The organism is Methylorubrum populi (assembly GCA_036946625.1).
GTDB classification, from domain to species: domain Bacteria; phylum Pseudomonadota; class Alphaproteobacteria; order Rhizobiales; family Beijerinckiaceae; genus Methylobacterium; species Methylobacterium populi_C.
Genome location: JAQIIU010000003.1, coordinates 2,030,144 through 2,055,833, shown reverse-complemented (window position 1 = coordinate 2,055,833; position 25,690 = coordinate 2,030,144). Strand labels below are relative to the sequence as shown.

Sequence of the window (25,690 nt, the reverse complement as noted above, 5' to 3'; positions counted from 1 at the left end):
GCGGGCCTGCCCGGGATCCGCAAGGATCTGCCCAAGGCGGGCAGGTCCAGGTCGGGCAGGTTCAAGGCGGGCAGGCCCGACTCGGGTGGGGGAGAGTGCCTGCGGAGCAGGCGGGAGCGGGGTCGGCTCAGGTCTTTCCGGAAGCGGCGCTCCCCTCTCCCGCGGAGGGGAGCGGGATGATGCGGCGGCTCATACGACATCCGGTTGGATCCCTTCGGGATGGCGGATGTCGGCGTCGCTCAAGCGCCGCGCGGGCTTGCCGATACGGTTTCCGCTTTCATCAAGCGGAAACCGTATCACCCCTCCGGCGACTCCCTGAGCCCTGCGGCCTCCTCCAGCCACGTCAGGATCTCCGGTGCCCGCCAGGGCTTGGGCATGAAGGTCGCGGTGACGCGCAGGTCGCTCGGCTGGTCGCCCGCATCGCCCGAGGTCAGCAGCAGGCGGATGCGCGGCCAGGTCACGCCGATGATCCGCGCCAGTTCGAACCCGCCGATCGTGCCCGGCGTGCGCACGTCGGAAAACACCACGTCGATCCCGTCGCCACGCTGGTGCAGGATGTCGAGGGCGCGCTCGGCCGTCTCGGCCTCGATCACCTCGAAGCCCTTCTCTTCCAGCAGCTCGGCCGCGAGGAAGCGCTCGTCCGGCTCGTCCTCGACGAGGAGGATGACGGGCCGGCGGCCCGTGGGTCGTGTGTCGCTCATGACCCGTCACTCATGAACCCTGGCACATCTTCGAGAGCCCGCGCGGCGTGGCACGGCCCGTGCGTCCCGCGCGACATCCTCCGGCAAAGTCCCCGGCAGGCAACACGATAGAACGGTGGGGGCAAACGTCTGTCGTTCAACGGCAACAGCACGGGGATTTATTGCAGTGCCGGAGAGGTGCATGCGGTTTTCGCCGGGGCAAACCGATTCTGCCCGCGATGCGTGCAGGGCTGATACGGCTCACGTCCCGCCGATTCGGGCGTCAAGACCGTGGCCGGAACGAGACTCGCTCCCCAAACCACGCCCCCTCCCCGCTCCCTCGACGTGCCGACACCGGGGAGCCTCGTCCCGAACGGCGGCGCCGGCTTCCGGTGAAGGAAGAGGCGCCGGCCGACGGATTCGACCCGGACCGAGGTCGGGCCCGAGGCCCACGCAACCCTGCCCTTCGGCATCGGCGGGCTGGCGCTCGGGGCGCTGCACCGGATCCACGAGGGCGGTCCGCGCAGGCGCTCCGCCGTCTCTTTCGCCCCCCCCGCGGACTTTCACGATGTCCGCCTCACGGCATTCCGCCGCGATTCCATGCGGTTCTCTATGGACGGTCCTTGTCGGGATCCAGAGCGGACCGCTGAATGGGGCCTCGCTGGCCTTCGCGCGCGGTCGGCGGTATCGGTCCGGACCTCGCCGGCCGTGCCGGCCCGGCCGGAACCCGACGCGCGGCATCCCGGCCGCCCGTCAGTCCGTGAGGATTCGGAAGTCGCATTCGTCGGCGACGGCGACATGGACGGGATGGGAGGTTCGACCGGCGGCGATCCGGGGTTCGTTGCCGCGCGCCGTCCTGTGCTGGGCGGCTTGGCCGACGCGTCGGCGCAGTTCCGCCGGACGAAGGCTGCCCGCCGCCTCGGCGAGGCCGCTCAGGCAATGGACGCCCTCGTAGAGCGATTGGCCGAAGCCGTTCGCGGGCGGGGGCGATGCGCCGAACGCCTGATGATACCGCTCGAGGAAAGCGTCATTGTTCCGTGAACGGAGATTGGCAAAGTAGGACGAGGCCACGAACAGGTTCTCGGTGCAGTCCGGGCCGGTTGCGTACAGGATCGTTTCCTCCACGGCCGTACAGAAACGCAGGATCTTCGAGCCCAGTCCGCGCGCGGCGAACGTCCGGTTGAACATGATCGACTCGTGACCCGCGAGCCAGAAGATCACCACGTCCGGGCGCGCGCGGCCGATCGTCTCGACGACGCGCTCATAGTTCTCGTGTCCGTATGGAACGATGGATTCGCCGATGACGCTGCCGCCCCGCGCCGCGATTTGAAGGCGCGCCAGGAGAATCGACCGACGCGGCCAAAGATAGTCGCTGCCGATGAGGTAGAAGCGGGTCGCCCGCTTGTGACACATGAGCCATTCGAGCCCGCGCGCGACGAGGCCGGCGGTCGTCTCGCCGATCGTCAGGGCGGTCGCATCGGTTTCGCCCCCCTCGAACTGGGGTGTGTAAACCACCGGTATGCGGCCGCCGATCCGGTTCAGGAGGACACGGCGTGCCGAACTCTCGACCATCGTGACGATCGCCGCAACGCCGTCGAGATCGATCAGCGTGGCGGCCCCTTCGGCGGCGCTCGCATGGGTCGGCCCGGCATCGGCGACCACGAGCTCGATCGGCTGCCCGAGCAGGCCGCCCGCCGCGTTGAGTTCGGCCACCGCGAGAAGGGCCGAGGCGTCGCAGGAGGGAGCCCAGATTCCCAGGGGACCTTCCCTGGAGACCAGGAGTCCAAGCTTGAGAGGACGCGTTCGCATAGTCCGTCATCGCCCGGCGCAGAAATCGTATCTGCATCCACGTCCGGGCGCGATGGCTCCCCGGATCGCGGCTGGGATCAAGGTACGCAAGAACCGCGCCCCACGATATGTGCTCAACAGATAGGCAGTCGGTGCCCAAGAACGAGCCCGGACATTGAAATTCCAGATATCTCGATTTACAATAAACCGGATCGGCAATCGGATGCAAGGATGCGGAGCGTGCCTCAGTTCGACCGCATGGAAGACCAGCTCGCCTACCTGATCGCAAGCGTCAATCGTCAGTTGGAAGAGCAGTTGGAGGAAGGCCTGCGTCCGGATGGTCTGGCCATCGAGCAGTTCAGGGTCATCAATGCGCTGTCCTCCGCCGATGGACGCCCCATGCGCGACCTGGCCTCCGTCGTGTTCGTGGACCCGGCGACCTTGACGAAGATCATCGATCGCATGGTCGCCGATGCCATGGTCTACCGAGCACCCGATCCGAAGGACCGCCGCAAGGTGCTGATCTTCCTGAGCGGCAAGGGGAAAGCCCTGTATGCCCGGCATCGGAAAATGCTCGACGATCAGCAGGAGAGACTCGTCGAACGCCTGAGCGCTGCGAAAGTGACCGAATTCACGGCGTTGCTGAAAAAATTCGGCCTTTGACCCGTTTTCTTCACCGCGGCCCTTGCCGGATCGCGATGACGTCAGCGGCATGCTCGCCTCCGGATCGGCGTGAGGGGCGGCGCGGCGTCAATGCGCGTCCGCCGTTCGGGCCTGACGCAGGGCCGCGTCGCGCGCCTCGGCCGCGCTGCCGAGGCCGTTGAAGAACAGGTTGAGCGGCACCGCCGCGATCGCCGCGAGCAGGATGCCCGATTCGAGCAGCGGGTGCAGCGCGGCCGGCATCTGCCTGAAGAAGGCCGGCGCCACGAGCGGGATCATGCCGAAGCCGACCGCGACCGCGACGATGAACAGGTTGTTGCGGTTGCCCGAGAAATCGACCGCGCCGAGGATGCGCACGCCCGTCGCGCCCACCATGCCGAACATCACGAGGCCGGCTCCGCCGAGCACGCATGGCGGCACCGCCTCGACCAGGGCGGCGAGCTTCGGGATCAGGCCGAGCGCCAGCATGACGGCGCCGCCGACCACGGTGACGCGGCGCGAGCGCACGCCGGTGACCCCGACGAGGCCGACGTTCTGCGAGAACGAGGTGTAGGGGAAGGTGTTGAACACGCCGCCGAGCAGCGTGCCGAGCCCGTCCGCGCGCAGGCCCCGGGTCAGCCGCGCCTCGTCGACCGGATCGGCGGTGATGGCGGAGAGCGCCAGGAACATGCCGGTCGACTCGATCATCACCACGATCATCACGATGCACAGCGTCGTCGCCGAGACGGGATCGAAGGTGGGCCGGCCGAAGTGGAACGGCCTGACCGCGTCGAGCCAGGGGGCGGCGGCGGCCTTCGACAGGTCGACGAGGCCGAACGGCGCGGCGACGAGCATGCCCAGCACGATGCCGATCAGGACCGAGGCCGAGGAAACGAAGCCGGTGGTGAAGCGGGTGATGGCGAGGATCGCGAGGAGGACGAGGGCGCTGATGCCGAGATAAAGCGGCGCGCCGTAATTCGGGTTGCCGAGGCCGCCCGCCGCCCAGTTCACGCCGACCCGCATCAGCGAGATGCCGATCACCAGGATGATCGTGCCGGTGACGACCGGCGGGAACAGCGGCAGGAGCCGCCCGATCAGCGGCGCGGCGAGGAGGCCGAACAGGCCGGCGACGATGACCGAGCCGTAGATCGTCGTCAGGCCGAGCGCCGGGTTCGTGCCGATGGCGATCATCGGCGTCACGGAGGCGAAGGTCACGCCCATCATCACCGGCATGCGGATGCCGATGCCCGGCAGGCCCCAGCTCTGGATCAGGGTGGCGAGGCCGCAGGCGAACAGGTCCGCGCTGACGAGGATCGCGATCTCCTCCGGCGACAGCCCGAGGGCGCGCCCGACGATCAGCGGCACCGCCACGGCGCCCGCATACATCACGAGCACGTGCTGGAGCCCGAGCAGGCCGAGGGCGAGCGGGCGAACGTTTTCCCTCGCCGCCCGCGGCGGCCCGAGCGGCACCGGCTCCTCAGGCGCGGCCGATGCCGCGCTCGCTGCACGCCCATCCATGCGCGGTCTTCTCCTGCCCTCTCCCGGAGCGCGCCTCGTCCGGATCGAAGCCGGTGGGCAAGGCGTGTGCCAGAGCTCAAGGGCGCCTGCTGCCGTCCGCGGCGCTCGGCGCCGCGCGGATCGATGCCCGGGCCCGCCGCCTGCCGGAGCATCGTCCCGAAAGGTGGCGGCCGGCTCGTCCGAAAAGACGATGCACGATCGAAAACCGGGAGCCTCGTCCTGGATCCGATAGCCAGGACGATGCTCTAAGGTCATCTTCGTCCGCCGCCGGATCGGGGCGGAACCTGGCCGACGAGCGCACGATGACCGTGACCCTTTCCGCCCTCAACGCCGCGCCGCCGGCGGATTTCGTCGCGGCGCTCGGCGCCGTGTTCGAGCACGCGCCCTGGGTCGCGGAAGGCGCCGCGGCGGGGCGCCCCTACCCCACCGTCGAGGCCCTGTTCGCGGCGATGCGCGCCGCCGTCGAGGGGGCGGACGAGGCGCGGCGGATCGCGCTGCTCGCCGGGCATCCCGAACTCGCCGGGCGGGCGGCACGGGCGGGGCGGATCGCGCCCGACTCGATCGCCGAGCAGGCGGCCGCGGGCCTCGACCGGCTGTCGGAGGCCGAGTTCGCGCGCTTCGAGCGGCTGAACGCGGCCTATCGGGAAACATTCGGGATCCCCTTCATCCTGTGCGTCAAGCGGCACGGGCGCGCCTCGCTGCTCGCCACCTTCGAGCGGCGGCTCGGCTCGACGCCCGAGGTCGAGCGGCGCGTGGCCGAGGCCGAGGTGATGCGCATCGCCGCGATCCGCCTGAACGCCCTGGTGAGCGGAGAGGGTGGCCTGCGCACCACCGGCCGGATCTCGACGCATGTGCTCGACACGGCCCTGGGCCGGCCCGCCGCGGGGGTGGCGGTGGCGTTGTTCGAGATCGTCTCCGACTCCGAGGCGGCCTGCATCGCCCGGGCGGTCACCAACGCGGACGGGCGCACCGACGCGCCGCTGATCCACGGGCGGCCCGTGCCGGCGGCGACCTACGAACTGCGCGTCCGCCTCGGCGATTACCACCGCCGCCTCGGGATCGACCTGCCCGATCCGCCCTTCCTCGACATCGTCCCGCTGCGCTTCGGCGTGAGCGAGCCGGAGGGCCATTATCACGTGCCCCTCGTCGCCACGCCGTGGAGCTACCAGACCTATCGCGGCAGTTGACCGGTCGCCGGCGCGTCAGGGGCCGCTCGACGCCCGATCGACATCGCCGTCGATCATGCCGGCATGGGCCGCCCGACATGGGCCGCCACCACCTTCCAGCCGTCGGGAAAGCGTGCCCGATCTGCTCTTTCGATGCATGAAGGCGCGCCAGCCCGGCGTCCGCCCGTGCAATCGGCCGAGGGTGCGCTCCCGACAGGGCGAAGACCGTGTGTCCGATGCGCGGCATCCTCGTCGGGCACTCCGCGGTGCGCACGAAGTTCTATCGCACCGAGACCGCTCCGGCATCCTGTCCATCGAATGCGCAGCATGACCGGCGGGAAGGCGATCTCCATGGCGTCTTTTCCCGATCATCCGATCGCAGTGGGGATCGGACCATGAACTCAGCCGAATCGATCGAAGGTTCGAGGCCGCCATAGATTGCCGATCGCTTCAGGTCCGTCGTGAAAGTGTTGCGGATTTGTGACGTATGCTGCCGCGCCGGCGCCGATGGCCGATGCCTGCTCTGCGTTGGCACCCGCATTGCTGCCGCCTGGCCGCACGGACGGTCGGGGAGAACAAGAATGTCGGTTCGGGGGCTTGCGGCGGTCGCGCTGTCGCTTTTCACGGTCGGGACGGCCATCGCGGCGGATCTCGGGGACAAGAAGGCCAAGGCGCCCGAGGAGGTGGTGGCCAAGGAAGTTCCGTTCTTCCTCTTCGCGGACACGCAGATCAGCTACCGCTACCAGTTCCCGACGGTCACCCCCGGCATCCAGATCCAGCAGCCGGACGGCAGCTTCCGCTCGCGCGAGGCGCCCAAGCACATCCTCAACATCTCCCACGCCGATGCCTGGGCCTACGGCACCAACTTCTTCTCCCTCGACATCCTGCAATCCGGCTCGCAGTTTCCCGCCGGAACCACCAACACGCCCGGCGGCGTTCCGACCTTCGCCGATTACGGCAACACCGAAGCCTACGGCCTCTACCGCGGCACGCTCAGCCTGAACGCGCTCACCGGCACCAAGGCCTTCACGCTGCCGGGCCTCGTCAAGGAGGTCTCGCTCGCCTTCGGCTTCGACGCCAACTCGCAGAACGACGCCTTCGGCTCGAAGAAGCGCAACGTCGTCGGCGGCCTGAACTTCGCCTTCGACGTGCCGGCCGGCTTCCTGAACCTGTCGGTGCACGCCTACAAGGAGTGGAACCGCAACGGCTTCAACACGCAGCCCGACCGCGACCAGAGCTTCGATACGGTGCCCGAGTTCGAGATCGTCTACAGCCTGCCGCTGAGCTTCACCGGCCTGCCGCTGACGCTGGCCGGCTTCAACAACATCGTCCTGCCCAAGGGCCGCGGCATCAGCGACAATCCGGCGGCCTACGCGTTCAACCCGCCTCGGGGTCTCGAATTCCTGTCGCGCACCAACCTCGTTCTCGATCTGGGCAAGCTCGTCTACGACCAGCCCAACAGGGTCGATGTGTTCATCGGCTTCCAGTACTGGCTGAACAAGTTCGGCAACCAGGAGACGGCGACCTTCAAGGGCACCGAGGAGAAGAGCTTCCTCGCCGGCGTCGCCTTCCACGTCTTCTGACCACCCGATCGGATCCCGGGAACCACCCGGGCCCCGAACCGACAGGCCCGAGGAACGGGTCGAACCGAGAGGAACGCGAAGCCGGATGATGCAATCGAGCGCGAAGCCCCGCCGCCTCTGGATCCGCGACCCGCTGGCGATCCTCGCCGAGGGGGCCGGCGGCGGCCTCGTCGTCGAGGGAACCCGCATCGCCGAACGGGTGCCTGCGGGCGCCCGGCCCGCGGCGCCGGTCGACGAGACCTTCGACGCCGCGCGCCACGTCGTCATCCCCGGCCTCGTCAACACGCATCACCACTTCTTCCAGACGCTCACCCGCGCCCACCCGATCGCGCTCGACAAGCCGCTGTTTCCCTGGCTGAAGGCGCTCTCGACCATCTGGCCCAGGCTGACCCCGGAGGCCTTCCGGCTCGCGACGCGGCTCGCCTACACCGAACTGCTGCTCTCGGGCTGCACCACGGCCGGCGACCACCACTATCTGTTCCCGAAAGGCCTGGAGAACGCCGTCGACATCCAGGTCGAGGAGGCGCGCTCGCTGGGCATCCGCGCCTTCGTCACCCGCGGCTCGATGAGCCTGTCGGAGAAGGACGGCGGCCTGCCGCCCGAGACCCTGGTGCAGGACGACGACACCATCCTGGCCGACAGCGAGCGGGTGCTGTCGCTGTTCCACGACCCCGCGCCCGGCGCGATGGTGCAGGTCGGGCTCGCCCCCTGCTCGCCCTTCAACGTCACCAAGCGGCTGATGCGCGAGAGCGCCGCGCTCGCCGAGCGCCACGATTGCCGCCTGCACACCCATCTCGGCGAGACGCTCGACGAGAACGCCTTCTGCCTCGGCGCGTTCGGGCAGCGCCCGGTCGACTACCTCGAAGAGGTCGGCTGGATGGGGCCGCGGGCCTGGGTCGCGCACGGCATCCACTTCGACGACGACGAGGTGCGCCGCCTCGGCGCGGCGGGCGTCGGGGTGTGCCATTGCCCGACCTCGAACATGATGCTGGCCTCGGGCCGCTGCCGCACCTGCGAGCTGGAGGCGGCGGGCTCGCCCGTCGGCCTCGGCGTCGACGGCTCGGCCTCGAACGACAACTCCAACCTGATCGAGGGCGTGCGTCACGCCCTGATGCTGGCGCGGCTCACCTACCGGGCCGAGGACGTCGGCCATCTCGACGCCCTGCGCTGGGCGACGGAGGGCTCGGCGCGCTGCCTCGGGCGCTCGGACATCGGCCGGATCGAGCCCGGCCGCGAGGCGGATCTGGCGCTGTTCACCCTGGACGAACTGCGCTTCTCCGGCGCGCACGACCCGCTCGCCGCGCTGGTGCTGTGCGGCGCCCACCGGGCGGACCGGGTGATGGTCGCGGGGGCTTGGCGCGTGATCGACGGGCAGCCCCTCGGCATCGAGACCGGGCGCTTGCGCGAGGAGCACACGCGGCTGGCAAGGGCCTTGTTCGGAACGGCGTGATGTGTGCTGCGCCTCTCGCTCCGGAGGGCCCGCGGGAAGGGTCGACGCCGCTCTTCGGCGCCTACGGCATCGTCAAGCGCTTCGGCGACTTCACCGCCAACGACCATGTCGATCTGGAGATCCGCGCCGGCGAGATCCACGCCTTGCTCGGCGAGAACGGCGCCGGCAAGTCGACCCTGATGAAGATCCTGTACGGCCTGTTGGAGCCGACGGAGGGCGTCGTCACGCATCAGGGCGACGTCGTGCGGCTGTCCGACCCGGAAGCCGCGCGGGCGCTCGGCATCGGCATGGTCTTCCAGCACTTCTCGCTGTGCGAGAACCTGACGGTGGCCGAGAACATCGCCCTCGTCATGCCCGCCGCGCTGACCGGCCGGGCGCTCGCGGGGCGGATCGCCCGGCTTGGGGCGGATTACGGCCTGCATCTCGATCCCGCCCGGCCGGTCTGGTCGCTCTCGGCGGGCGAGCGCCAGCGCATCGAGATCGTGCGCTGCCTGCTCCAGGATCCGAAGCTCGTGATCCTCGACGAGCCGACCTCGGTGCTGACGCCGGGCGAGGCGGACGCGCTGTTCGCGGTGCTGGAGCGCCTGCGCGACGAGGGCCGGGCGCTGCTCTACATCTCGCACCGGCTCGACGAGGTGCGCCGCCTCTGCACCCGGGCCACGATCCTGCGCGCGGGCCGCGTCGTCGGCACCTGCGACCCGCGCGGGGAGACCGCCCGCTCGCTCGCCGCGATGATGGTCGGCGCGGGGGTGAGCGAGGTGCGGCCGAAGCCGGCCCGCGCCGGCGCCGCGGAGCGCCTCGTGCTCGAGCGCCTGTCGCTGCCCGCGCCGGGCCTGCACGCCACGCCGCTGCGGGACGTCTCGCTGACCCTCGCGGGCGGCGCGATCCTCGGCATCGCCGGGATCGCCGGCAACGGGCAGGCCGAACTGTTCGACGCCCTCTCCGGCGAGAGCCGGGCCCCGGTGCCGGGCGCGGTGCGCATCGACGGGCGGCCGGTCGGCCATCTCGGCATCAACGCCCGGCGCCGGCTCGGCGCCGCCTTCGTGCCCGAGGAGCGCAACGGCCACGCCGCCGTCCCGTCCATGAGCCTGTCGGAGAACGCGCTGCTCTCCCGCCACGCCACGGCCCCGCTCACCCGGTTCGGCCTGCTGCGGCGCGCCGCGGCGCGGGATCTCGCCTGGCGCGTGATCGCGGCCTTCGACGTGCGCGGGGCCGGCCCCGACCCGGCGGCCGGCACGCTCTCGGGCGGCAACCTGCAGAAGTTCGTGGTCGGGCGCGAGATTCTGGCCGAGCCGGGACTCCTCGTCGTCAACCAGCCGACCTGGGGCGTCGATGCCGCGGCGGCCGCCCGCATCCGGCAGGCGGTGCTCGACCTCGCCGGGCGCGGCTGCGCGGTGCTGGTGATCAGCCAGGATCTCGACGAGCTGTTCGCGATCGCCGATGCCGTCGCCGTCCTGCATGCCGGCGCCCTCTCGCGGCCCGTCGCGACGGGCGCGACCAGTCGCGCGGCGGTCGGACTCCTGATGGGCGGCGCCGACGAGCCGGAGGCCGGCGCGCCGCCGAGGTCGTCCGAGGACCGGATCGCCGCGCAGGCGCACCGGGCGGCCGTCGGGACCGGCCCTGTTCCCGGGCGCCGGGAAAACGGTGAGCGGGATGGGACGGAAGCGGAAGGGATGAAGGGAATGCATCGTGCGCCTTGATCTTCTCCCCCGCGCGCGCCGGTCGCCCTGGCTCGACCTGCTCGCGCCCGCGCTCGCCTTCCTCGGCGCGGTCCTGATCGGCGGGATGGCCGTGGCCGCGCTCGGCGTCCCCCCGGGGCAGGCCTTCCTCACCTACTTCGCCGCCCCCCTGAGCGAGGCTTGGTCGCTTCAGGAGGTGGCGCTGAAGGCCGCCCCGCTGGCGCTGATCGCGACGGGGCTCGCCTTCTGCTACCGCGCCAACCTCTGGAACATCGGGGCCGAGGGCCAGTTCGTGATCGGCGGCCTCGCCGGCGGCTGGGTCGCGATCGCCGCGCACGGCACGCAGGGGGCCACCGTCTGGATCCTGCCCGCGATGCTGCTCGCCGGCGCGGGGGCCGGCATCGCCTACGCGATGATCCCGGCGCTGCTGCGGGTGCGGCTCGGGGTCTCGGAGATCCTGACCAGCCTGATGCTGGTCTACGTCGCCCAACTGCTGCTCGACTACATGGTGCGCGGCCCCTTGCGCGATCCGCAGGGCTACAACTTCCCCCAGAGCGTCGGCTTCGACGACGCGGCCCGGCTGCCCCTGCTGATGGAGGGCGAGTCGCTCCACGCGGGCGTCCTCCTCGGCCTCCTCGCGATCGGGGCGGCGGCGCTCGTCCTGGCGCGCACCCTGTTCGGCTTCGAGGTGCGGGCGGTCGGCGCGAGCCCGCGCGCGGCGCGCTTCGCCGGCTTCTCGGACACGCGGCTGACGCTCTCGGTCTTCGCGATCTCCGGCGGGGCCGCCGGGCTCGCCGGCATCTGCGAGGTCGCCGGCCGGATCGGGCAGCTCCAGCCCGAGATCTCCCCGGGCTACGGCTTCACCGCGATCATCGTCGCCTTCCTCGGCCGCCTCAGCCCGCCCGGCATCCTGCTCGCGGCGATCATGATCGCGCTGACGACGATCGGCGGCGAGGGCGCGCAGATCGACCTGAAGCTGCCGCTCGACCTGACCCGGGCCTTTCAAGGGCTGCTCCTCGGCCTCGTGCTCGGGGCCGACGTGCTGACCCGCTACCACGTCCGGCTCGTGCCGGGCGGTACGAGCGCCAGGGTGAAGCCAAGGTGACGTCATGAGCCTCGACATCGTCCCCATGGTGCTCGTCACGGTGCTGACGGCGGCGACCCCGCTGGTCCTCGCCGCCATCGGCGAACTCGTCGTGGAGCGCTCCGGCGTGCTCAATCTCGGGGTCGAGGGCATGATGGTGTCCGGCGCGGCCGCCGGCTTCGCCGTCGCCACCCAGACCGGATCGACCGGGCTCGGCGCCCTCGGGGGCGCCGGCGCGGGCCTGCTGCTCGCGGCCCTGTTCGGCGTGCTCACCGTGGGGCTCGCGGCCAACCAAGTCGCCTCGGGGCTGGCGCTGACCATCCTCGGGCTCGGGCTCTCGGGCCTCGTCGGCGCCGGCTATGTCGGGATGAAGCGCGATCCGGCGCCGCAGCTCCACCTGCCCGGCCTCACCGACCTCCCCGGGATCGGCCGACTGCTCTTCGGGCACGACGCCTTCGTCTACGCCGCCCTCCTCCTCGTCGCGGGCGTGTGGTGGTTCCTGTGGCGAACCCGCGCCGGGCTGGCCCTGCGCGCCATCGGCGACGATCACACCGCGACCCATGCCCTCGGGCTCAAGGTGCGCCGGGTCCGCTTCCTCGCCGTGCTGTTCGGCGGCGCCTGCGCCGGGCTCGCCGGCGCCTATCTCTCGCTCGCCTACACGCCGTTCTGGGCCCCCGCGATGACGGCCGGGCGCGGCTGGATCGCGCTCGCGCTCGTGGTCTTCGCCTCCTGGCAGCCCCTGCGGGTCGCCGCGGGCGCGCTGCTCTTCGGCGGGGCGACCGTCCTCCAGCTCCACGCCCAGGCCGCCGGCCTCGGCCTGCCCGGCCAGTTGCTCTCGGCGGTGCCCTACCTCGCCACCATCCTGGCCCTGGTCCTGCTGTCCCTCGGCCGGCGCCGCGGCGGCTCGCGGGCGCCGGCCGCGCTCGGCCGCGTCTTCGCCCCGAGCCGCTGAAACGACCGGGACGGCGCGAGCCCGTCGTCCCGACCTCCTTCGGCTGCTTCGATCCCCACGCGCCGATCGAGGCCGGGAAGACTCCGAAGGTGCGGTTCCGCCGTTGCGGCGCCCTCGTGGCGCTTCCTCGTGATGTCGGACGGGCGCCTCGTCCACGAGACGCCCGTCCGCTGCATGACCGATCGCCGCCGATACCGTTTCCGTTTGACCCGCTCGGCTCCTCCACCGTCATCGCGAGCGTCGGCGAAGCGATCCAGGGCGCGACATCCCCGGAGAGGGCGGCGGACTGGATGGCTTCGGCTCCCCCTCGCAAGGACGGAAGAGAAAGAGGCCCTGCCCATACGTCCGAACGCATCGAGCGAGAATCGTATGATGATGCCGGCCCACTCTCCGAACCGGATGGCCCATCCTGGCCCTGGTCTTGCTCTGAGAACGCCTCGGCGTCCGTGTGCGGCGCCCGACAAGCCGCGGCGGGCAGCGCGGCCGATAGGGGCAGACATCCAATGAATGGCAGCATCGTCACGCGATTGGCCGGAGCGCTCCTGTGCGCGACGCTTGCGCTGGCTCCGGCGCGGGCGGCGGACAAGCTCAAGGTCGGCTTCGTCTATGTCGGCCCGGTCGCCGATTACGGCTACTCCTACCAGCACGACCTCAGCCGCAAGGCGCTCGCCGAGGCGCTGCCCGACAAGGTGGAGACGACCTTCCTCGAGAACGTGCCCGAGGCCGACAGCGAGCGCGCCATCGAGAAGCTCGCCCGCTCGGGCGCCGGCCTGATCTTCACGACCTCCTTCGGCTTCATGGAGCCGACGCTGAAGGTCGCCAGGAAATTCCCGAAGGTGAAGTTCGCCCACGCCACCGGCTACAAGCGGGCCGGCAACGTCTCCACCTACTCGGCTCGCTTCTACGAGGGCCGCTACATCTGCGGGAAGATCGCGGGCAAGCTGTCGAAGTCGGGCACGGTGGGCTACATCGCCTCCTTCCCGATCCCCGAAGTCGTGAGCGGCATCAACGCCTTCATGCTCGGCGCGCAGTCGGTCAACCCGGACATCAAGATCAAGGTCGTCTGGGTGAACACGTGGTTCGACCCCGGCAAGGAGGCGGAAGCCGCCAAGGCGCTGCTGGCGCAGGGCGCCGACATCCTCACGCAGCACACCGATTCCGCCGCGCCGCTTCAGGAGGCGGAGAAGGCCGGCAAGCTCGCCTTCGGCCAGTCCTCCGACCAGTACCGCTTCGCCCCGAAGGCGCAGCTCACCGCGATCGTCGACGACTGGAACGGCTACGTCATCGCGGAGGCCAAGGCCGTCCTCGACGGCACGTGGAAGAGCCAGGACACCTGGGGCGGCATCAAGGACGGCATGGTCGTGCTGGCGCCCTTCACCAACATGCCCGACGACGTGAAGGCGCTGGCCGAGGAGACGAAGAAGGGGATCGTCGAGGGCCGGATCCACCCGTTCCAGGGGCCGGTGATCAAGCAGGACGGATCGGTCGCCGTGAAGGAGGGCGAGCACGCCCCCGACCCGATGATCCTCGGCATGAACTGGTACGTGAAGGGGATCGACGACCGGCTGACGCAGTAGAAGCGGGCGCGGGTTCCCGAAAAGGAGGCGCCGCCGGAACGCTCGGCGGCGCCTCCTCTCGTTTCGATGCCGGTCAGGGACGCGGCGGCGGGGGCGGCAGCCGGCGCTCGTCGGCCGGGGGCGTCTCCACCGGCACGCCGGTGCCGGGCGGCGCCGGGATGGCATCGCCCGAGCGGATCGCCTCCCGCTCGTTCGGGACGGCGGCCGCCCCTTCCGTGCCGCCCGGCGCGGTCGCTCCCGGGCTGCCGGCCGGGGCGCCGGTCGATCCTTGGGCGAGGGCGGCGCCGCCGAGACCGGTGATGGCGCACAGCGCGAGCGCGGCTGTCGTGATGGGACGCATGGTGGCTGACTTTCCGATTGCGAACGGGGTGCGAGGGTATCGTCGGGCCCCGCAGGCTGCGGGGATCGAGTTCAGCGGTGCCGCTTCCTGTGGGAACGAGCGGCCTTGCCGCGCCGCCCGCCCGGGGCGGTGACGCGCGATTGGCCGGCCGGCGGCGTCACCGTGCCCTGCGCACGGGCACCCGGAGCCGTGGCGACGCCGCTGCCGAGACAGACGACTGCGACGAACCAAGCGAGGAGGGGGAGGCTGAGGCCGAGACCGGCCCGTTTCGCGCGCATCGTGGAAGGCTCCCACGGGGCCGTGATGGCCACCGTTTGCGCCGTCGTCGGCAGCAAGGGCCGTGCCGCTCTGGCCATCGTCTTGACGCACATTCCTTCGACGAACCGGTGACCGCTTCGTCGGACTGCGCTCTGATCGGCCGGCTCACCCGAGGACCGGCAACAGCAGCCGCGACGGCTGCTCGGCCCCGTGGCGCAGGGCGAGCACGATCACCTGCGCCTGCATCGCCGCAGCCGCCTCCGGGCTGCTCCCGGTCCCCGGATTGACGGCGAAGGCCGGCCAGGCGGCGGCCTGGAGCGACAGACGCAGGCGCTGTCCGGGCCGCAGCGTGCAGCACACGCCCCGCATGGCGATGCGCCGGGGTCCGGGCGCATCGGCGTCGGCGACCCGCAGATGGCCGGCGGTCAGGGTGACGGCGCGTCCGTCCGGCTCCACGAGGGAGAGCGTGGCGTGAAGGTCGTGGCTCGTCGCCGCGGTCTCGACGAACACCTCCGCCGCCACGCGGCCGGCGAGCTGCAGGGGCGCGGCGATCACCGGGCCGTCATAGACCGCGACGTCGCTGCGGTCGTCCAGGGCGGCGCGGTCCTGGTAGCCCGGCGGCGTTCCCCAGGGGCCGCCGATGACCGGCGCGGGGCGCCAGGGATCGTGCACGAGGCGGTCCTCGCCGGGCTCACCCGCCGCCGCCGCGAGCCGACCGCCCGCGGCGGTGGCGGCGAGACCGTCGGAGGCGAGATACAGCGAAGTCGGTTCAGGCTCGGGCCAAGCGGAAAATCCGGCCCAGCCGCGGGTTCCCGCGTCGAACAGCCGGACCGGCGGATCCGGATCCTCGCGCCCGAGCAGCACTTGATCGAGGAAGGCGACCGTTGCGGCATCGACAGACGTGACCGCCTCCGGCCCGAGATCGAGGCCGCCGACCCGGCGGCCCCAGGGGGCGTGGGTCCAGGGCCCGATCAGGAGGCGCTGCGGCGCGGGCCCGGCGCGGAAGGCCGCGTAGGCGCCGAGCGTGCCGTCGAGCAAAACATCCTGCCAGCCGCCGACATGCAGGCCGGGCACCGCGAGGTCGCGCCCGGCGAGGCGGCGGGCCGGTGCGATCCGGTCCCAGGTGGCCGGATCGTCGCCGAGCCAGTCGAAGTAATGGTGGTCGGCGGCGTGTTGCGCGAGGATCTCGGGCCGCGCCGCGACCGGTCCGCTCCAGGGCGTGCCGCGCGCGGCCGCGCCGAGCGCCGCGAAGGCGGCGGCATCGCCCCGGAGCCGGGCGACCTCGGCCCCCATCTGGCAGGCCCAGCCGATATTGCCGGCAAGCCCGAAGGCGCCGCCGGTATAGGCCCAGTCGTCGCGGATGCTCCAGCCGCCCATCGCCGGCACGACCGCGTCGGGCCGCTTGGTGCCCGCGCGCAGGGCGCCCGCCAGCGCCAGGAACTGCGTCACCGCCTGATAGCTGAAGCCGTAGGTCGCGACCCGGCCGTCCGATCCGGGCAGCTCCGCCGCCCAGGCGAGGGTCGCCGCGCCGTCCGCGGCCTCGTGCTCGAACAGGCGGAACGCGCCGCCGCTGCCGCCGCGGCCGCGCACGTCCTGCACGACGACGACGTAGCCGCGGGCGGCGTACCATGCGGGATGCGCCAGGGTCAGCGTCGAGGCGATGGCCCGGCCGTAGGGCTGGCGCATCAGCAGGACGGGATGGCGGCCGGGACCGGCCGGGCGCCAGAGATCGGCGACGAGGGCAACGCCGTCGGGAAGGGTCAGCGTGGCCGTGGCGGGCTCGGCGACCGGCAGGAGGGGGTCAGCGGCCATCGAAGGCGGTCCCGGAACGCAGCCGTTCGAGCGGGAAATCCGCGACCTCGCGCACCAGCCGCACCACGCCCGCCGCGGCCCGCTCCACCAGTTCGGCCCCCCGCCGCGCATCCGCCGCCGCCGCGTTGCCGCTGACGCCGGACGGGTGGAGATCCTGCGCCATCCAGCCGAAGCCGACGCGGCCCTCCGGGGTCAGCAGCCCGCCGGCCCGCTCCAGCGCGACCGAGAGCGGCACGAAGTCCTCCGCCCGCTCCATCCGCACCAGGTCGGGATGGAGCGCCAGCATCACGCTGGTCTCGATCTCGCCGCCGTGGATGCCGTGGCGCCGCTCGGCCTCCGAGAACAGGTCGTCCATCGGCGTGACCCCGCCCCAACTGCTGCCGACCGCGAGCATGCCCAGCCGCACGCGCAGTTCCCGCGTCACGATCTCCATCACCTGCGGCTGCCCGCCATGGCTGTTGAGGATGAGGAGGCGGCGGCCGCCGGCGCGGTGCACGCTCTCGGCGGTCTCGATCCACAGGCGCGCCAGGGTCTCGTGGGAGAGGCTGAGCGTGCCGGGATAGGCGTGGTGCTCGTTCGACTTGCCGACGGGGAGCATCGGCAGGACGAGCGCCGGCAGGTCGTCGGGCATCAGCGCCACCGCGCGGGCGAGGATGCCGGCATTGATCGCCGCATCGACCCGCACCGGCAGGTGCGGCCCGTGCTGCTCGACCGCCGCCACGGGCAGGATCGCGACGAGAGGCGCCCAATCGAGGCGCGAGAAGTCTTCCGCCGTCAGGTCCCACCACCAGCGCGAGGGCGCGCGCATCACGCGGCCTCCGCCGCCCGCTCGGCCGCTTTCCGGGCGAGGTCGGAGCGGGCGAGATCCGCCTTGGCGATCTTGCCGGTCGGGGTCATCGGCATCTCCGGCACGACGACGAGGACGAGCGGGGCGAGGTCGTAGGCGACCCGGCCGGTGATCGCGGCTTTCAGCGCCGCCGCATCGAGCGCGGCGCCGGGCTGGGCCTGGGCGAAGGCGACCGGCCGCTGGCCGAGTGCCGGGTCGGCGACCCCGACGAGGGCCGCCTGCGCCACGCCGGGCTGCGCCGCCAGCGCCTCCTCGACGTCGCGCGGATACCACAGGCGCCCGGCCACCTCGACGAGTTCCGCCCGGCGGCTGCGCAGCGTCACGCAGCCCTCGGCATCGAGGAGCCCGAGATCGCCGGTGCGCAGGTAGCCGCCGCGGGTCGCGGCGTCCGTCTTGTCCGGCTTGCCCCAGTAGCCGGCCATGAAGCCGCCGGTGAGCGCGATCTCGCCGATCTCGCCCGGCGGCAGCACGCGGTCGTCGGGGCCGAGGATGAACACCTCCTTGTCGGGCAGCGGCGGTCCGACCCGCCCGAGCTTGGCGTCGTCGGGCTCCGGTTCCGGGTAGCCGAGGCCGACGAAGCCGCCGAGCTCGCTCTGGCCGTAGCTCTCGACGAGCGGCAGGCCGAGGTCGTCGCGCCACGCCGCCTTGAGGGTCGGCGGCACCGGCCCGCCGCCGGAGAGGCCGAGGCGCAGGGCCGGCGGCGGGGCGCCGCGGCGGCGGGATTCCCGCAGCACGTCGTCGAGGATCGGCGGGTTGGCCACGAGGCTGGTCGCCCCGCGGGCGGCGAGCGCGTCGTAGCCGCCCTCGCGGGTCCAGAACCGCATCACGTTGATCGAGGCGCCGACGGCGAGCGGCGGCAGCAGGTTGGCGACGAGCTGGTAGGAGCTGGAGAGCGCGGAGGGGCCGAACGAGACGTCGCCCGGCCGCAGCCGCAGCCGCTCGCCGATGCAGCGGCAGGCCCGCACGGTCGGCTCGTGGCGCAGGCAGGCGCCCTTCGGCTTGCCCGTGGTGCCCGAGGTGTAGGAGAGGTGGGCGATGGCGGTCTCGTCGCCGGGATCGGGCGGCGCCGGCAGGGCCGCCGCCAGCATCTCCGGCAGGGACAGGGCGCCGCCCTGCGCCCCGTCCATGCACAGGCGGGCACGGACCGTGCCGACCGCCGCGCTGGCCGCGGCCACGGGTGCCTCCATGTCGTGGGTGTAGACCACCGCGCTCGGCGTGTGGTCGGCGAAGTAGTCGGTGAGTTCGTCGGCGAACTTCACGTTCACCAGGGCGGCGATGGCGCCGACCCGCCACGCTCCCAGCATCGCCACGATGTAGTCGAGCCCGTTATGGGCGAAGATGGTGACGCGGTCGCCCCGGCCCACGCCGAGATCGTGCAGGGCGCCGGCCATGCGCTCCATGGAATCGACCGCGCCGGCATAGGTCAGGCCGCGGTCCCGGTCGACCCAGTGGAAGGCGGGCCTCTCGGGATGGCGCTCGGCGCCGAGCGTGAGGAGACGATGCATCAGCATGGCGGGACTCCTGGCGTGGGGATGCGGGAGATCGTTGGCCTCACAGCCGCTCCATCCGCGCGCGCACCCGCTCGATGAAGGCGCGGCGCCGGGCGTCCGAGGCGACGTTCAGGTGGTAGAGCGCGAGGTATTCGGCCCGGGCCCGGCGCGCGGCGAACCAGCGGAGGTAGCGCGTCACCATCCGGCGGGGCGGGTCCTGCATCGCCAGCGCCATCCAGCGCGGGCGGCCGTAGGTGACGACGCCGACGATCCGCTCCAGCGAGTCGAGGGTCGGCCGGACATGCCGCGGATCGGAGAGGTCGAAGGCCACGCCCGGCATCATCAGCCGGTCGATGAAGCCCTTGAGCATCGCGGGCGGGCCGAAGCACCAGGTCGGAAACTGCACCACCAGCACTTGCGCCGCGCGGAGCCGCGCGACGTAATCCTCCAGCCCGCGCTGGTTCCGCGTCACGTCGTGGTAGGTGCGCCGCCCCTCCGCGGTCAGGACCGGATCGAAGCCCTCCGCGTAGAGGTCGAGCAGATCGACCCGGTGGCCGGTTCGCGCCAGGCCGTCGAGGGCGGCCGTGCGGATCGCTCCGTGAAAACTCTCCGGCACCGGGTGACAGTAGAGGTAGAGGACGCGCGTCACGGCGGTCAGGCCGGCTGAGGGGCGGGCGTGAACGTCCGCATCTTTCCCGGGTTCATCAGGCCCGCGGGATCGGTGAGCCGCTTGAAGCCGAGCTGGTCGGTCTCGGCCCGCTTGTGCCGGGTGCCGTCCTCCAGGGTGTAGACGTGCGGGTTGGCGATGGAGACGCCGCGCGCCTCGTGCGCCGCGATGATGTGGTTCAGACGGTCCGCGTCGGTGAACTTCAGGAGCGGGATGCCGGCATAGGTGAGCCGGCCGGCGAACTCGATGAGTTCGAGATGCGGCACGATCTCGTCGGGAAACAGCGCCGCCATCTCGGCGACGGTCTCCATCAGCCGGTCGGCCGGGTGGAGGCTCTGGAGGTAGGTCCAGCTCCGATCGGTCTTGAGCACCTGCAGCGTGGTGTGGTTCCAGGTGTATTCGTAGAGCGGGACGTGGCCCGGCGAGTCGTCGAGCGGCGTCTCCAGGGTGATCGTGCCGCCCTCCCGCGCCACCCGCGCGCGGAAGGCGGGCAGGCTCGCCTCCGCCACCATCGCGATCAGGATCGCCTGCCCCGGCGGGCACTGCGCCCGCAGCGGGGTGAACCATTGCGGCAGGGGCCAGGCGATCGGCGTGACGAGCTTCTTGGTGATCGCGGGATCGCGCCCGACCGCCAGCCCGCATTCCGCGGCAGCCAAAAAATCGTCGAAGGCGACGACGACGTCGATCCAGGGATGGACGGGCGCGAGCGGCATCTCCAGCGCCGTGACGATGCCGGTGGTGCCGTAGGCATGCGCGATGCCGTTGACCGCGTCGCCGGTCAGTTCCAGCACCCGCGGCTCCGGCTCCAGCGTCACCACGCGGGCGGCGCGGATGTTGCCGCGCTCGCGCAACTGGCCGTAATTGACCGAGCCGATCCCGCCCGAGCCGCCGGCGACGAAGCCGCCGATGCTCGCCGTGCGCTTCGTCGAGGGATGCATCCGGATCTCCTCGCCGCCCGCGGCGAGAAGAGAATCGAGACGGTTCATGCGGATGCCGGGGCCCGTGCGCACCGCGCCGTCGCGCTGCCACGCGACCCGGTCGAGGCCGGAGACGTCGAGCACCACGCCGCCGCGCAGCGGCACCGCCTGCCCGTAATTGCCGGTGCCGCCGCCGCGCACGGTGAGCGGCACGCCGTGCCGGGCGCAGGCCGAGGCCACGGCGATCACCGCGGCCTCGCTCTCGGGCTCGGCGACGAGGTCGCCGGACAGGCCCTTCAGCGCGGCGTCGAGGACCGGCGAGTACCAGAAGAAGTCGCGCGAGCGCTTGCGCACCCGGGCCGGCTCCTCGATCAGGGCGACGCGGCCGGACAGATCCGCCTTGAGGGCCGCGAGGGCTTCGGGAGAGGGCCTGCCCGCCATCGTCAGGCCCGCGCCGTCAGGTCCATCGAAGCGCGCAGCTTCGACAGGATGTACGCGCCCGCCTTGACCGGCTCGTAGCGCGGCGGGTTGGCCGCGTCGCAGCAGCTCGGCAGGCAGGCGACTTCCGACAGCTCGTTCGGCGCCGTGAAGGCGACCATGGAGAGCCGCGCGGTCGAGCCGGTCAGCGACCGGTCGGGGTTCGACACCCGGTGCAGGGTCGAGCGCCAGCGCTCGTTGGTCCAGCGCGCCAGCAGGTCGCCGACATTGATGACGAAGGAATCCGGCACCACGCCGGCCTCGAACCAGGTGCCGTCGCGGTCGGCGACCTGGAGGCCGCCCGCCGCCGCGTCCTGCCGCAGGATGGTCAGGCCACCGTAATCGTGGTGCGCGCCGTAGCGCATCTGGCCCGGCATCGGCGGCTCGGCCTGGTCGGGGTAGTGGACGAAGCGCAGCGTCAGCGCCGGATCCGCGAACCAGGGCGCGAAGTAGTCTTGCGGAAGGTCGAGCGCGAGCGCCGACAGCCCGGTGAGCTGCCCGGTGAGGCGCAGGATCGCGTCGCGCCACGCCTCGACGAGGCCGCGCAGCTCGGGCGGCTCGGCGGGCCAGATGTTCGGCCGCGCCGCTGTCTCCTCGCGGTGGGGCGCGTTGAAGACCAGCGCCTCGCACAGGTCGGGCGGCGTCTCGCCCTCGAGGGTCCGGGCGACGCTCTCGATGCCGACCGGCAGGTAGCCCCGGCCCTTGGTCTTCTCCGGCGCGGCGTCGCGGCTCTTCACCGCGAGGGGCTGTGCGAAGTAGCGCCTCATCGCGTCGTAGACGTCGTTCGCCAGACGCTCGGGGATGCCGTGGCCGACGACGACCGCGAAGCCCGTGGTCTCGAAGGCATGCCCGAAGGCCCGCCCGACACCCGCCCGCGCGGCGGCGTCGCCGTGGAGGAAGGGGGCGATGTCGACGATCGGGAGATCCGCCTGCCGCATGGATGCGCTCCGTCAGGGTTGGGCGAGGAAGTCGAGCGTGTAAGCCTGGCGGACGTCGAGCGAGGCCGGATAGAGGCCGGCCTGGGTCATGACGCCGAAGAACGAGCGCCAGCGCGCCTCCGTCATCGCGCCGAGGCCGAGGCGGGCCGCGTCGCCGCCATCGACGAGGCCGCGCCGCTTCATCTGGTCCATCTTGAAGCGGAACAGCGCCTCGCCGCCGGTCGGCACCAGGGCGAGCACCGCCTTCATCGCCGGCTCGTCATCGCCGGCCATGCAGGCCTCCCAGCCCTTCCGGCTCGCCTCGACGAAGGCCCGGACGATCTTCGGCTTGGCGGCGATGAAGGCGTCGGTGGCGAAGATCGAGGTGGCGTAGTTGTCGTAGCCGTAATCGGCCAGCAGGATCGAGACCGGCGGTTCGGGCAGCGCCTTGCCGAGCAGGGCCGCGTCCTCGGTGATGTAGCCCTGCTGCACCGCCCGCTTGTCGGCGAGGAAGGGCGCCGCGGAATAGGCGAACGGCCTGAGCTGGTCGTCGGTGAAGCCGTAGCGCGCCTTCAGGAACTGCCAGAACTCGTTGCGCGAGAAGCCGCCGACCATGATCGGCCGGCCCTTCAGGTCCTCCAGCCGGGCGACGCCCTGGCCGGCATGGGCCACCAGCGTCTGCGGGTCCTTCTGGAAGAACGCCGCCACGGTGCGTGCCTTGATGCCCCTGGCGACGAGGTTGAGCGTGGTGAAGCTCGACCCCATCCCGAAGTCGAGTTCGCCCGAGGCGACGAGCAGCGGCATGTTGACGTTGGGGTTGCCGGGTCTCAGTTCCACGTCGAGCCCGGCCCGTTCGTAGAGGCCCGTCGCCTTGGCCTGGAAGAACCCGCAATGCTCGGCCTCCGGCACCCAGTTGAGGCCGAACGAGACCTTTTCGAGGGCAATGGCCGGCGAGGCCGCGAGGGCGGCAAGCGTCGCGAGGAGAGCGGCAAGACGGACCATCACGCGACCCTCTCATGCGGCATCAGGGTCGGCGCCACCGGCACCGAGACCGCCGGCACCGCCTCGGACACCTCCTCCTCGCCGTGCGCGCGCAGGGCTGCCAGCAGGCGGCGGCGCATGATCATGCCGGGGCGGTCGGAAGGCATGTGGCTCTCGACCTTGCGGCTCATGTCGACCGTCGCGTCCGGGTCGGTCGATTCGAGGATGTCGCGGTCCTCCTCGACGATCACCGCATCCCAGGCGATGAGTGCTTCCGTCGAGCAATCCTCCTCGCGGTCGTTGCGGTAGAGGATCTGCGCCAGCCGGATCGTGCCGTCGTCAATCGGCGTGGCCGAGTTGAAGATGATGTGCCGCAAGCCCGACGGATATTCGATGTCGAGCCGGCGGCAGAACGGCACGAACCACTTGTTGCGCATGTGGCGCTTGGTGGTCGGCTCGGTGGTGCCGGTGATGCGGTGAGCCATCGGCGGGTTGGCGATGGTGATGATCGTCTCCGCCTCGAAGCCGTCATCGGTCTCGGTGATCTCGTACTTTTCCGGGATCGGCTGGCTGATCTGCCCGAACGTGTTCTGATGCACGAAGGCGAAGTGCGCGTTGTCGAAGGAGTTCTCCATCAGGCGCAGGGGCGAGGTCTTCCACACGTCGTGGAACTGCTGGATGCGCCGGTAGCCGGGCATCGTATCCTCGGGGATCTCGGGGATCGGCGCGCAGGGCTCCTCCAGGCAGACCCAGGCGTAGCCGTACTTCGCGGTGCAGTGGTAGCTCTTCACGGCGAGCCGCGGCACGACCTGCTCCGGGCTGAACTGCGGGATGCGGGCGAGCGCGCCGTGCCGGTCATAGGCCCAGCCGTGATAGCCGCACACGATCAGCCCGTCCTTGCACCAGCCCTTCGAGAGCTTGGCGGTGCGGTGGCAGCACCGGTCCATCATCGCCGCGGGTTCGCCCTCGCCGTCGAGGAACAGCACGATCTTCTCACCCATCAGGGTGAAGGGCTTGGGGCCGTCCGCGAGGTCGGACAGGCGCAAGGTCGCGTACCAGTAGTGGCGCCACAGCTTCTGGCGGGTCGTCAGCACGGGAGATCTCCTCGGATGATGCCCGGCGTGAAGCCCTCCGGCATTGTTTCGGGACGTGTGGGGAGGTCAGGCGCGCTCGGGATCGCCCCAGGAGCCGAGCGCGAGGCGGCTCAGGCCGCTCATGGCGAGGAACAGCAGGATGCCGGCGGCGGTGATCAGCGAGAGCGCGGCGAACATCCGCGGGATGTCGAGCTGGAAGCCCGCCTGGAGGATCTCGTAGGCCAGTCCCGCGCTGCGGCCTCCGGTGCCGGCCACGAACTCCGCCACCACCGCGCCGATCAGGGCGAGCCCGGAGGAGATGCGCAGGCCCGCGAAGAAGTAGCCGAGCGCGCTCGGGATGCGCAGGCGCATGAGCGTCTGGAGGCGGCTCGCGCGGTAGACCCGCATCAGGTTGGACAACCCCGGATCGACGCTGCGCAGGCCGACGGTCGTGTTCGAGATGACGGGAAAGATCGCGATGATGGTGGCGCAGATCACCAGCGCGACCTGCGTGTCGCGCACGAGGATGATGATGAGCGGGGCCACCGCCACCACGGGCGTCACCTGCAGCATCACCGCGTAGGGGAAGAAGCCGCGCTCGATGAAGCGGCTCTGCACGAACAGGAAGGCGACGAGCGTGCCGAGCACGGTCGAGAGCGCGAAGGCGATCAGCGTCACCCGCATCGTGCTCCACAGCGCCCGCAGCAGGTCCGGCCCGTTCTGGACGAGCGAGGCGGCGATCACGGAAGGGGCCGGGAACAGGTAGTCGGGAATGGCGAAGCCGCGGCAGGCGGCCTCCCACAGGCTCAGCATCGCAAGGCCGACGAGGAGCGGCGGCAGCGCCGCCTGGACGCGGGGGTCCCGGATCAGCGGCCTCTTCATGCCCGCGCCTCCGCGGTGGCGGGGTCGCTCGCCAGCGACGCCTCGGTCAGCAGCGCCGAGAGGCGCTGGCAATATTCGGCGAAGCGCGGAGAGCGCCGGAACGCGTCACCGCGGGGATGCGGCTCGTCGATGGTCAATTCGGAAAAGATGCGCCCGGGGCGGGCCGCCATCACGACGATGCGGGTCGAGAGAAACACCGCCTCGTAGATCGAGTGGGTCACGAACAGCACGGTGAGCGAGCGCCGCCACCAGAGATCCACGAGGTCGGCGTCGAGCTTGTTGCGGGTGAACTCGTCCAGCGCACCGAACGGCTCGTCCATGAGCAGGAGGTTCGGCTCGGTGACGAGGCCGCGGGCGATGGCCGCGCGCATGCGCATGCCGCCGGAGAGCTGGCGCGGATACTTCTTGCCTTTTTCGCCGAGCCCGACCCCATCGAGCGCGGCCTGGACGCGGGGGGCGGACTCGGCCTTCTTCACGCCGGCCAGATCGAGCGGAAGGCGCACGTTGCTTGCGATGCGCAGCCACGGCATCAAGGTGGCGTCCTGGAACACCACCGACATGCGCCGCCCTTCCGCGCCGACGCCGTTGAACCCGCCGCGCCACCACAGCAGGCGTCCGTCGCTCGGCTCGCCGAGATTAGCCACGAGCGAGAGCAGGGTGCTCTTGCCGCAGCCCGAGGGCCCGATCAGCGACAGGAACTCGCCCTCGCGCACCGTCAGGTCGACCGGGGCGAGCCCGCGGGTGCCGTCGGCGAACACCTTCTCGGCCGAGAGGATCTCGATGGCCGGCGCCGCGTTGGCGGCGGGCCGCATCGGCCGCTCGGGGGCCGGCGTGGAGACCGGAATGGGGGCCGGAGCGGCCGCCTCAGCCTGCGCCGCCCGCGGATAGGCCATCTGCGCGAGCGCCGCCATCG

The 25,690-nt window shown here is 71.5% G+C and carries 23 protein-coding genes; 8 read left to right on the top strand and 15 right to left on the bottom strand.

Features of this window, described 5'->3' with window-relative positions; all coding sequences use genetic code 11:
• Positions 1–296: 296 nt before the first annotated feature.
• Both PGN25_21055 and PGN25_21050 read right to left on the bottom strand, forming a co-directional pair.
• Positions 297–701, bottom strand: a complete 405-nt coding sequence (locus PGN25_21055) for a response regulator (GenBank protein MEH3120001.1) — start codon at positions 699–701, stop codon at positions 297–299.
• A 732-nt stretch (positions 702–1,433) separates the two neighbouring features.
• Positions 1,434–2,489 carry a substrate-binding domain-containing protein gene (locus tag PGN25_21050; protein ID MEH3120000.1) on the bottom strand — a complete coding sequence of 352 codons (1,056 nt, stop codon included), beginning with the start codon at positions 2,487–2,489 and terminating at the stop codon, positions 1,434–1,436.
• A 219-nt stretch (positions 2,490–2,708) separates the two neighbouring features.
• Here PGN25_21050 and PGN25_21045 point away from each other — a divergent pair, with 219 nt between their 5' ends.
• Positions 2,709–3,131 (top strand): MarR family transcriptional regulator, encoded by a 423-nt coding sequence (locus PGN25_21045; protein ID MEH3119999.1) that lies wholly within the window; start codon positions 2,709–2,711, stop codon positions 3,129–3,131.
• 87 nt (positions 3,132–3,218) lie between these two features.
• Here PGN25_21045 and PGN25_21040 read toward each other — a convergent pair whose 3' ends face one another.
• Entirely contained in the window at positions 3,219–4,625 is a 1,407-nt protein-coding gene (locus PGN25_21040) for a nucleobase:cation symporter-2 family protein (protein ID MEH3119998.1), read from the bottom strand.
• Between the two features lie 302 nt (positions 4,626–4,927).
• Here PGN25_21040 and uraD point away from each other — a divergent pair, with 302 nt between their 5' ends.
• From uraD to PGN25_21005, 7 genes are all read left to right on the top strand, one after another.
• Positions 4,928–5,812 (top strand): 2-oxo-4-hydroxy-4-carboxy-5-ureidoimidazoline decarboxylase, encoded by an 885-nt coding sequence (uraD, locus tag PGN25_21035; protein ID MEH3119997.1) that lies wholly within the window; start codon positions 4,928–4,930, stop codon positions 5,810–5,812.
• A 560-nt stretch (positions 5,813–6,372) separates the two neighbouring features.
• A complete protein-coding gene (locus PGN25_21030) occupies positions 6,373–7,374 on the top strand; it encodes a hypothetical protein (protein MEH3119996.1) in 1,002 nt (333 codons plus the stop codon).
• Positions 7,375–7,459: 85 nt separating this feature from the next.
• Positions 7,460–8,824: an 8-oxoguanine deaminase gene (locus tag PGN25_21025; protein ID MEH3119995.1), complete on the top strand. Its 1,365-nt coding sequence runs from the start codon at positions 7,460–7,462 to the stop codon at positions 8,822–8,824.
• Positions 8,824–10,524, top strand: coding sequence for an ABC transporter ATP-binding protein (locus PGN25_21020; protein ID MEH3119994.1), 1,701 nt, complete (start codon positions 8,824–8,826; stop codon positions 10,522–10,524). Before PGN25_21025 ends, PGN25_21020 begins: the two co-directional genes overlap by 1 nt.
• Positions 10,514–11,608 carry an ABC transporter permease gene (locus tag PGN25_21015; GenBank protein ID MEH3119993.1) on the top strand — a complete coding sequence of 365 codons (1,095 nt, stop codon included), beginning with the start codon at positions 10,514–10,516 and terminating at the stop codon, positions 11,606–11,608. Before PGN25_21020 ends, PGN25_21015 begins: the two co-directional genes overlap by 11 nt.
• Before the next feature lie 4 nt (positions 11,609–11,612).
• Positions 11,613–12,539: an ABC transporter permease gene (locus PGN25_21010; protein MEH3119992.1), complete on the top strand. Its 927-nt coding sequence runs from the start codon at positions 11,613–11,615 to the stop codon at positions 12,537–12,539.
• Positions 12,540–13,042: 503 nt separating this feature from the next.
• The gene (locus tag PGN25_21005; GenBank protein ID MEH3119991.1) at positions 13,043–14,116 is read left to right on the top strand and encodes a BMP family ABC transporter substrate-binding protein; all 1,074 of its coding nucleotides are present in this window, start codon (positions 13,043–13,045) and stop codon (positions 14,114–14,116) included.
• A 73-nt stretch (positions 14,117–14,189) separates the two neighbouring features.
• On the opposite strand, the gene PGN25_21000 is transcribed toward PGN25_21005, so the two are convergent.
• The 12 genes from PGN25_21000 to PGN25_20945 all read right to left on the bottom strand — a co-directional run bounded on the left by PGN25_21000 (position 14,190) and on the right by PGN25_20945 (position 25,688).
• The gene (locus PGN25_21000; GenBank protein MEH3119990.1) at positions 14,190–14,456 is read right to left on the bottom strand and encodes a hypothetical protein; all 267 of its coding nucleotides are present in this window, start codon (positions 14,454–14,456) and stop codon (positions 14,190–14,192) included.
• A gap of 71 nt (positions 14,457–14,527) precedes the next feature.
• Entirely contained in the window at positions 14,528–14,734 is a 207-nt protein-coding gene (locus PGN25_20995; protein MEH3119989.1) for a hypothetical protein, read from the bottom strand.
• A 145-nt stretch (positions 14,735–14,879) separates the two neighbouring features.
• Positions 14,880–16,526: a CocE/NonD family hydrolase gene (locus PGN25_20990; protein ID MEH3119988.1), complete on the bottom strand. Its 1,647-nt coding sequence runs from the start codon at positions 16,524–16,526 to the stop codon at positions 14,880–14,882.
• Complete coding sequence (locus PGN25_20985; protein ID MEH3119987.1) at positions 16,516–17,334, bottom strand: creatininase family protein; 819 nt, start codon at positions 17,332–17,334, stop codon at positions 16,516–16,518. Before PGN25_20985 ends, PGN25_20990 begins: the two co-directional genes overlap by 11 nt.
• On the bottom strand, positions 17,334–18,884 hold the full coding sequence (locus PGN25_20980; GenBank protein MEH3119986.1) for a class I adenylate-forming enzyme family protein: 1,551 nt from the start codon (positions 18,882–18,884) through the stop codon (positions 17,334–17,336). The genes PGN25_20985 and PGN25_20980 overlap by 1 nt, the downstream gene beginning before the upstream one ends.
• Positions 18,885–18,924: 40 nt before the next feature.
• Complete coding sequence (locus PGN25_20975) at positions 18,925–19,512, bottom strand: NAD(P)H-dependent oxidoreductase (GenBank protein MEH3119985.1); 588 nt, start codon at positions 19,510–19,512, stop codon at positions 18,925–18,927.
• Between the two features lie 5 nt (positions 19,513–19,517).
• Positions 19,518–20,888, bottom strand: a complete 1,371-nt coding sequence (locus PGN25_20970) for an FAD-binding oxidoreductase (protein ID MEH3119984.1) — start codon at positions 20,886–20,888, stop codon at positions 19,518–19,520.
• A gap of 2 nt (positions 20,889–20,890) precedes the next feature.
• The gene (locus PGN25_20965) at positions 20,891–21,862 is read right to left on the bottom strand and encodes an isopenicillin N synthase family oxygenase (GenBank protein MEH3119983.1); all 972 of its coding nucleotides are present in this window, start codon (positions 21,860–21,862) and stop codon (positions 20,891–20,893) included.
• Positions 21,863–21,874: 12 nt separating this feature from the next.
• A complete protein-coding gene (locus PGN25_20960; GenBank protein MEH3119982.1) occupies positions 21,875–22,843 on the bottom strand; it encodes an ABC transporter substrate-binding protein in 969 nt (322 codons plus the stop codon).
• A complete protein-coding gene (locus PGN25_20955; protein ID MEH3119981.1) occupies positions 22,843–23,916 on the bottom strand; it encodes an aromatic ring-hydroxylating dioxygenase subunit alpha in 1,074 nt (357 codons plus the stop codon). Before PGN25_20955 ends, PGN25_20960 begins: the two co-directional genes overlap by 1 nt.
• Positions 23,917–23,982: 66 nt before the next feature.
• A complete protein-coding gene (locus tag PGN25_20950) occupies positions 23,983–24,777 on the bottom strand; it encodes an ABC transporter permease (protein ID MEH3119980.1) in 795 nt (264 codons plus the stop codon).
• Positions 24,774–25,688: an ABC transporter ATP-binding protein gene (locus PGN25_20945; GenBank protein MEH3119979.1), complete on the bottom strand. Its 915-nt coding sequence runs from the start codon at positions 25,686–25,688 to the stop codon at positions 24,774–24,776. Before PGN25_20945 ends, PGN25_20950 begins: the two co-directional genes overlap by 4 nt.
• Between the last annotated feature and the right edge of the window lie 2 nt (positions 25,689–25,690).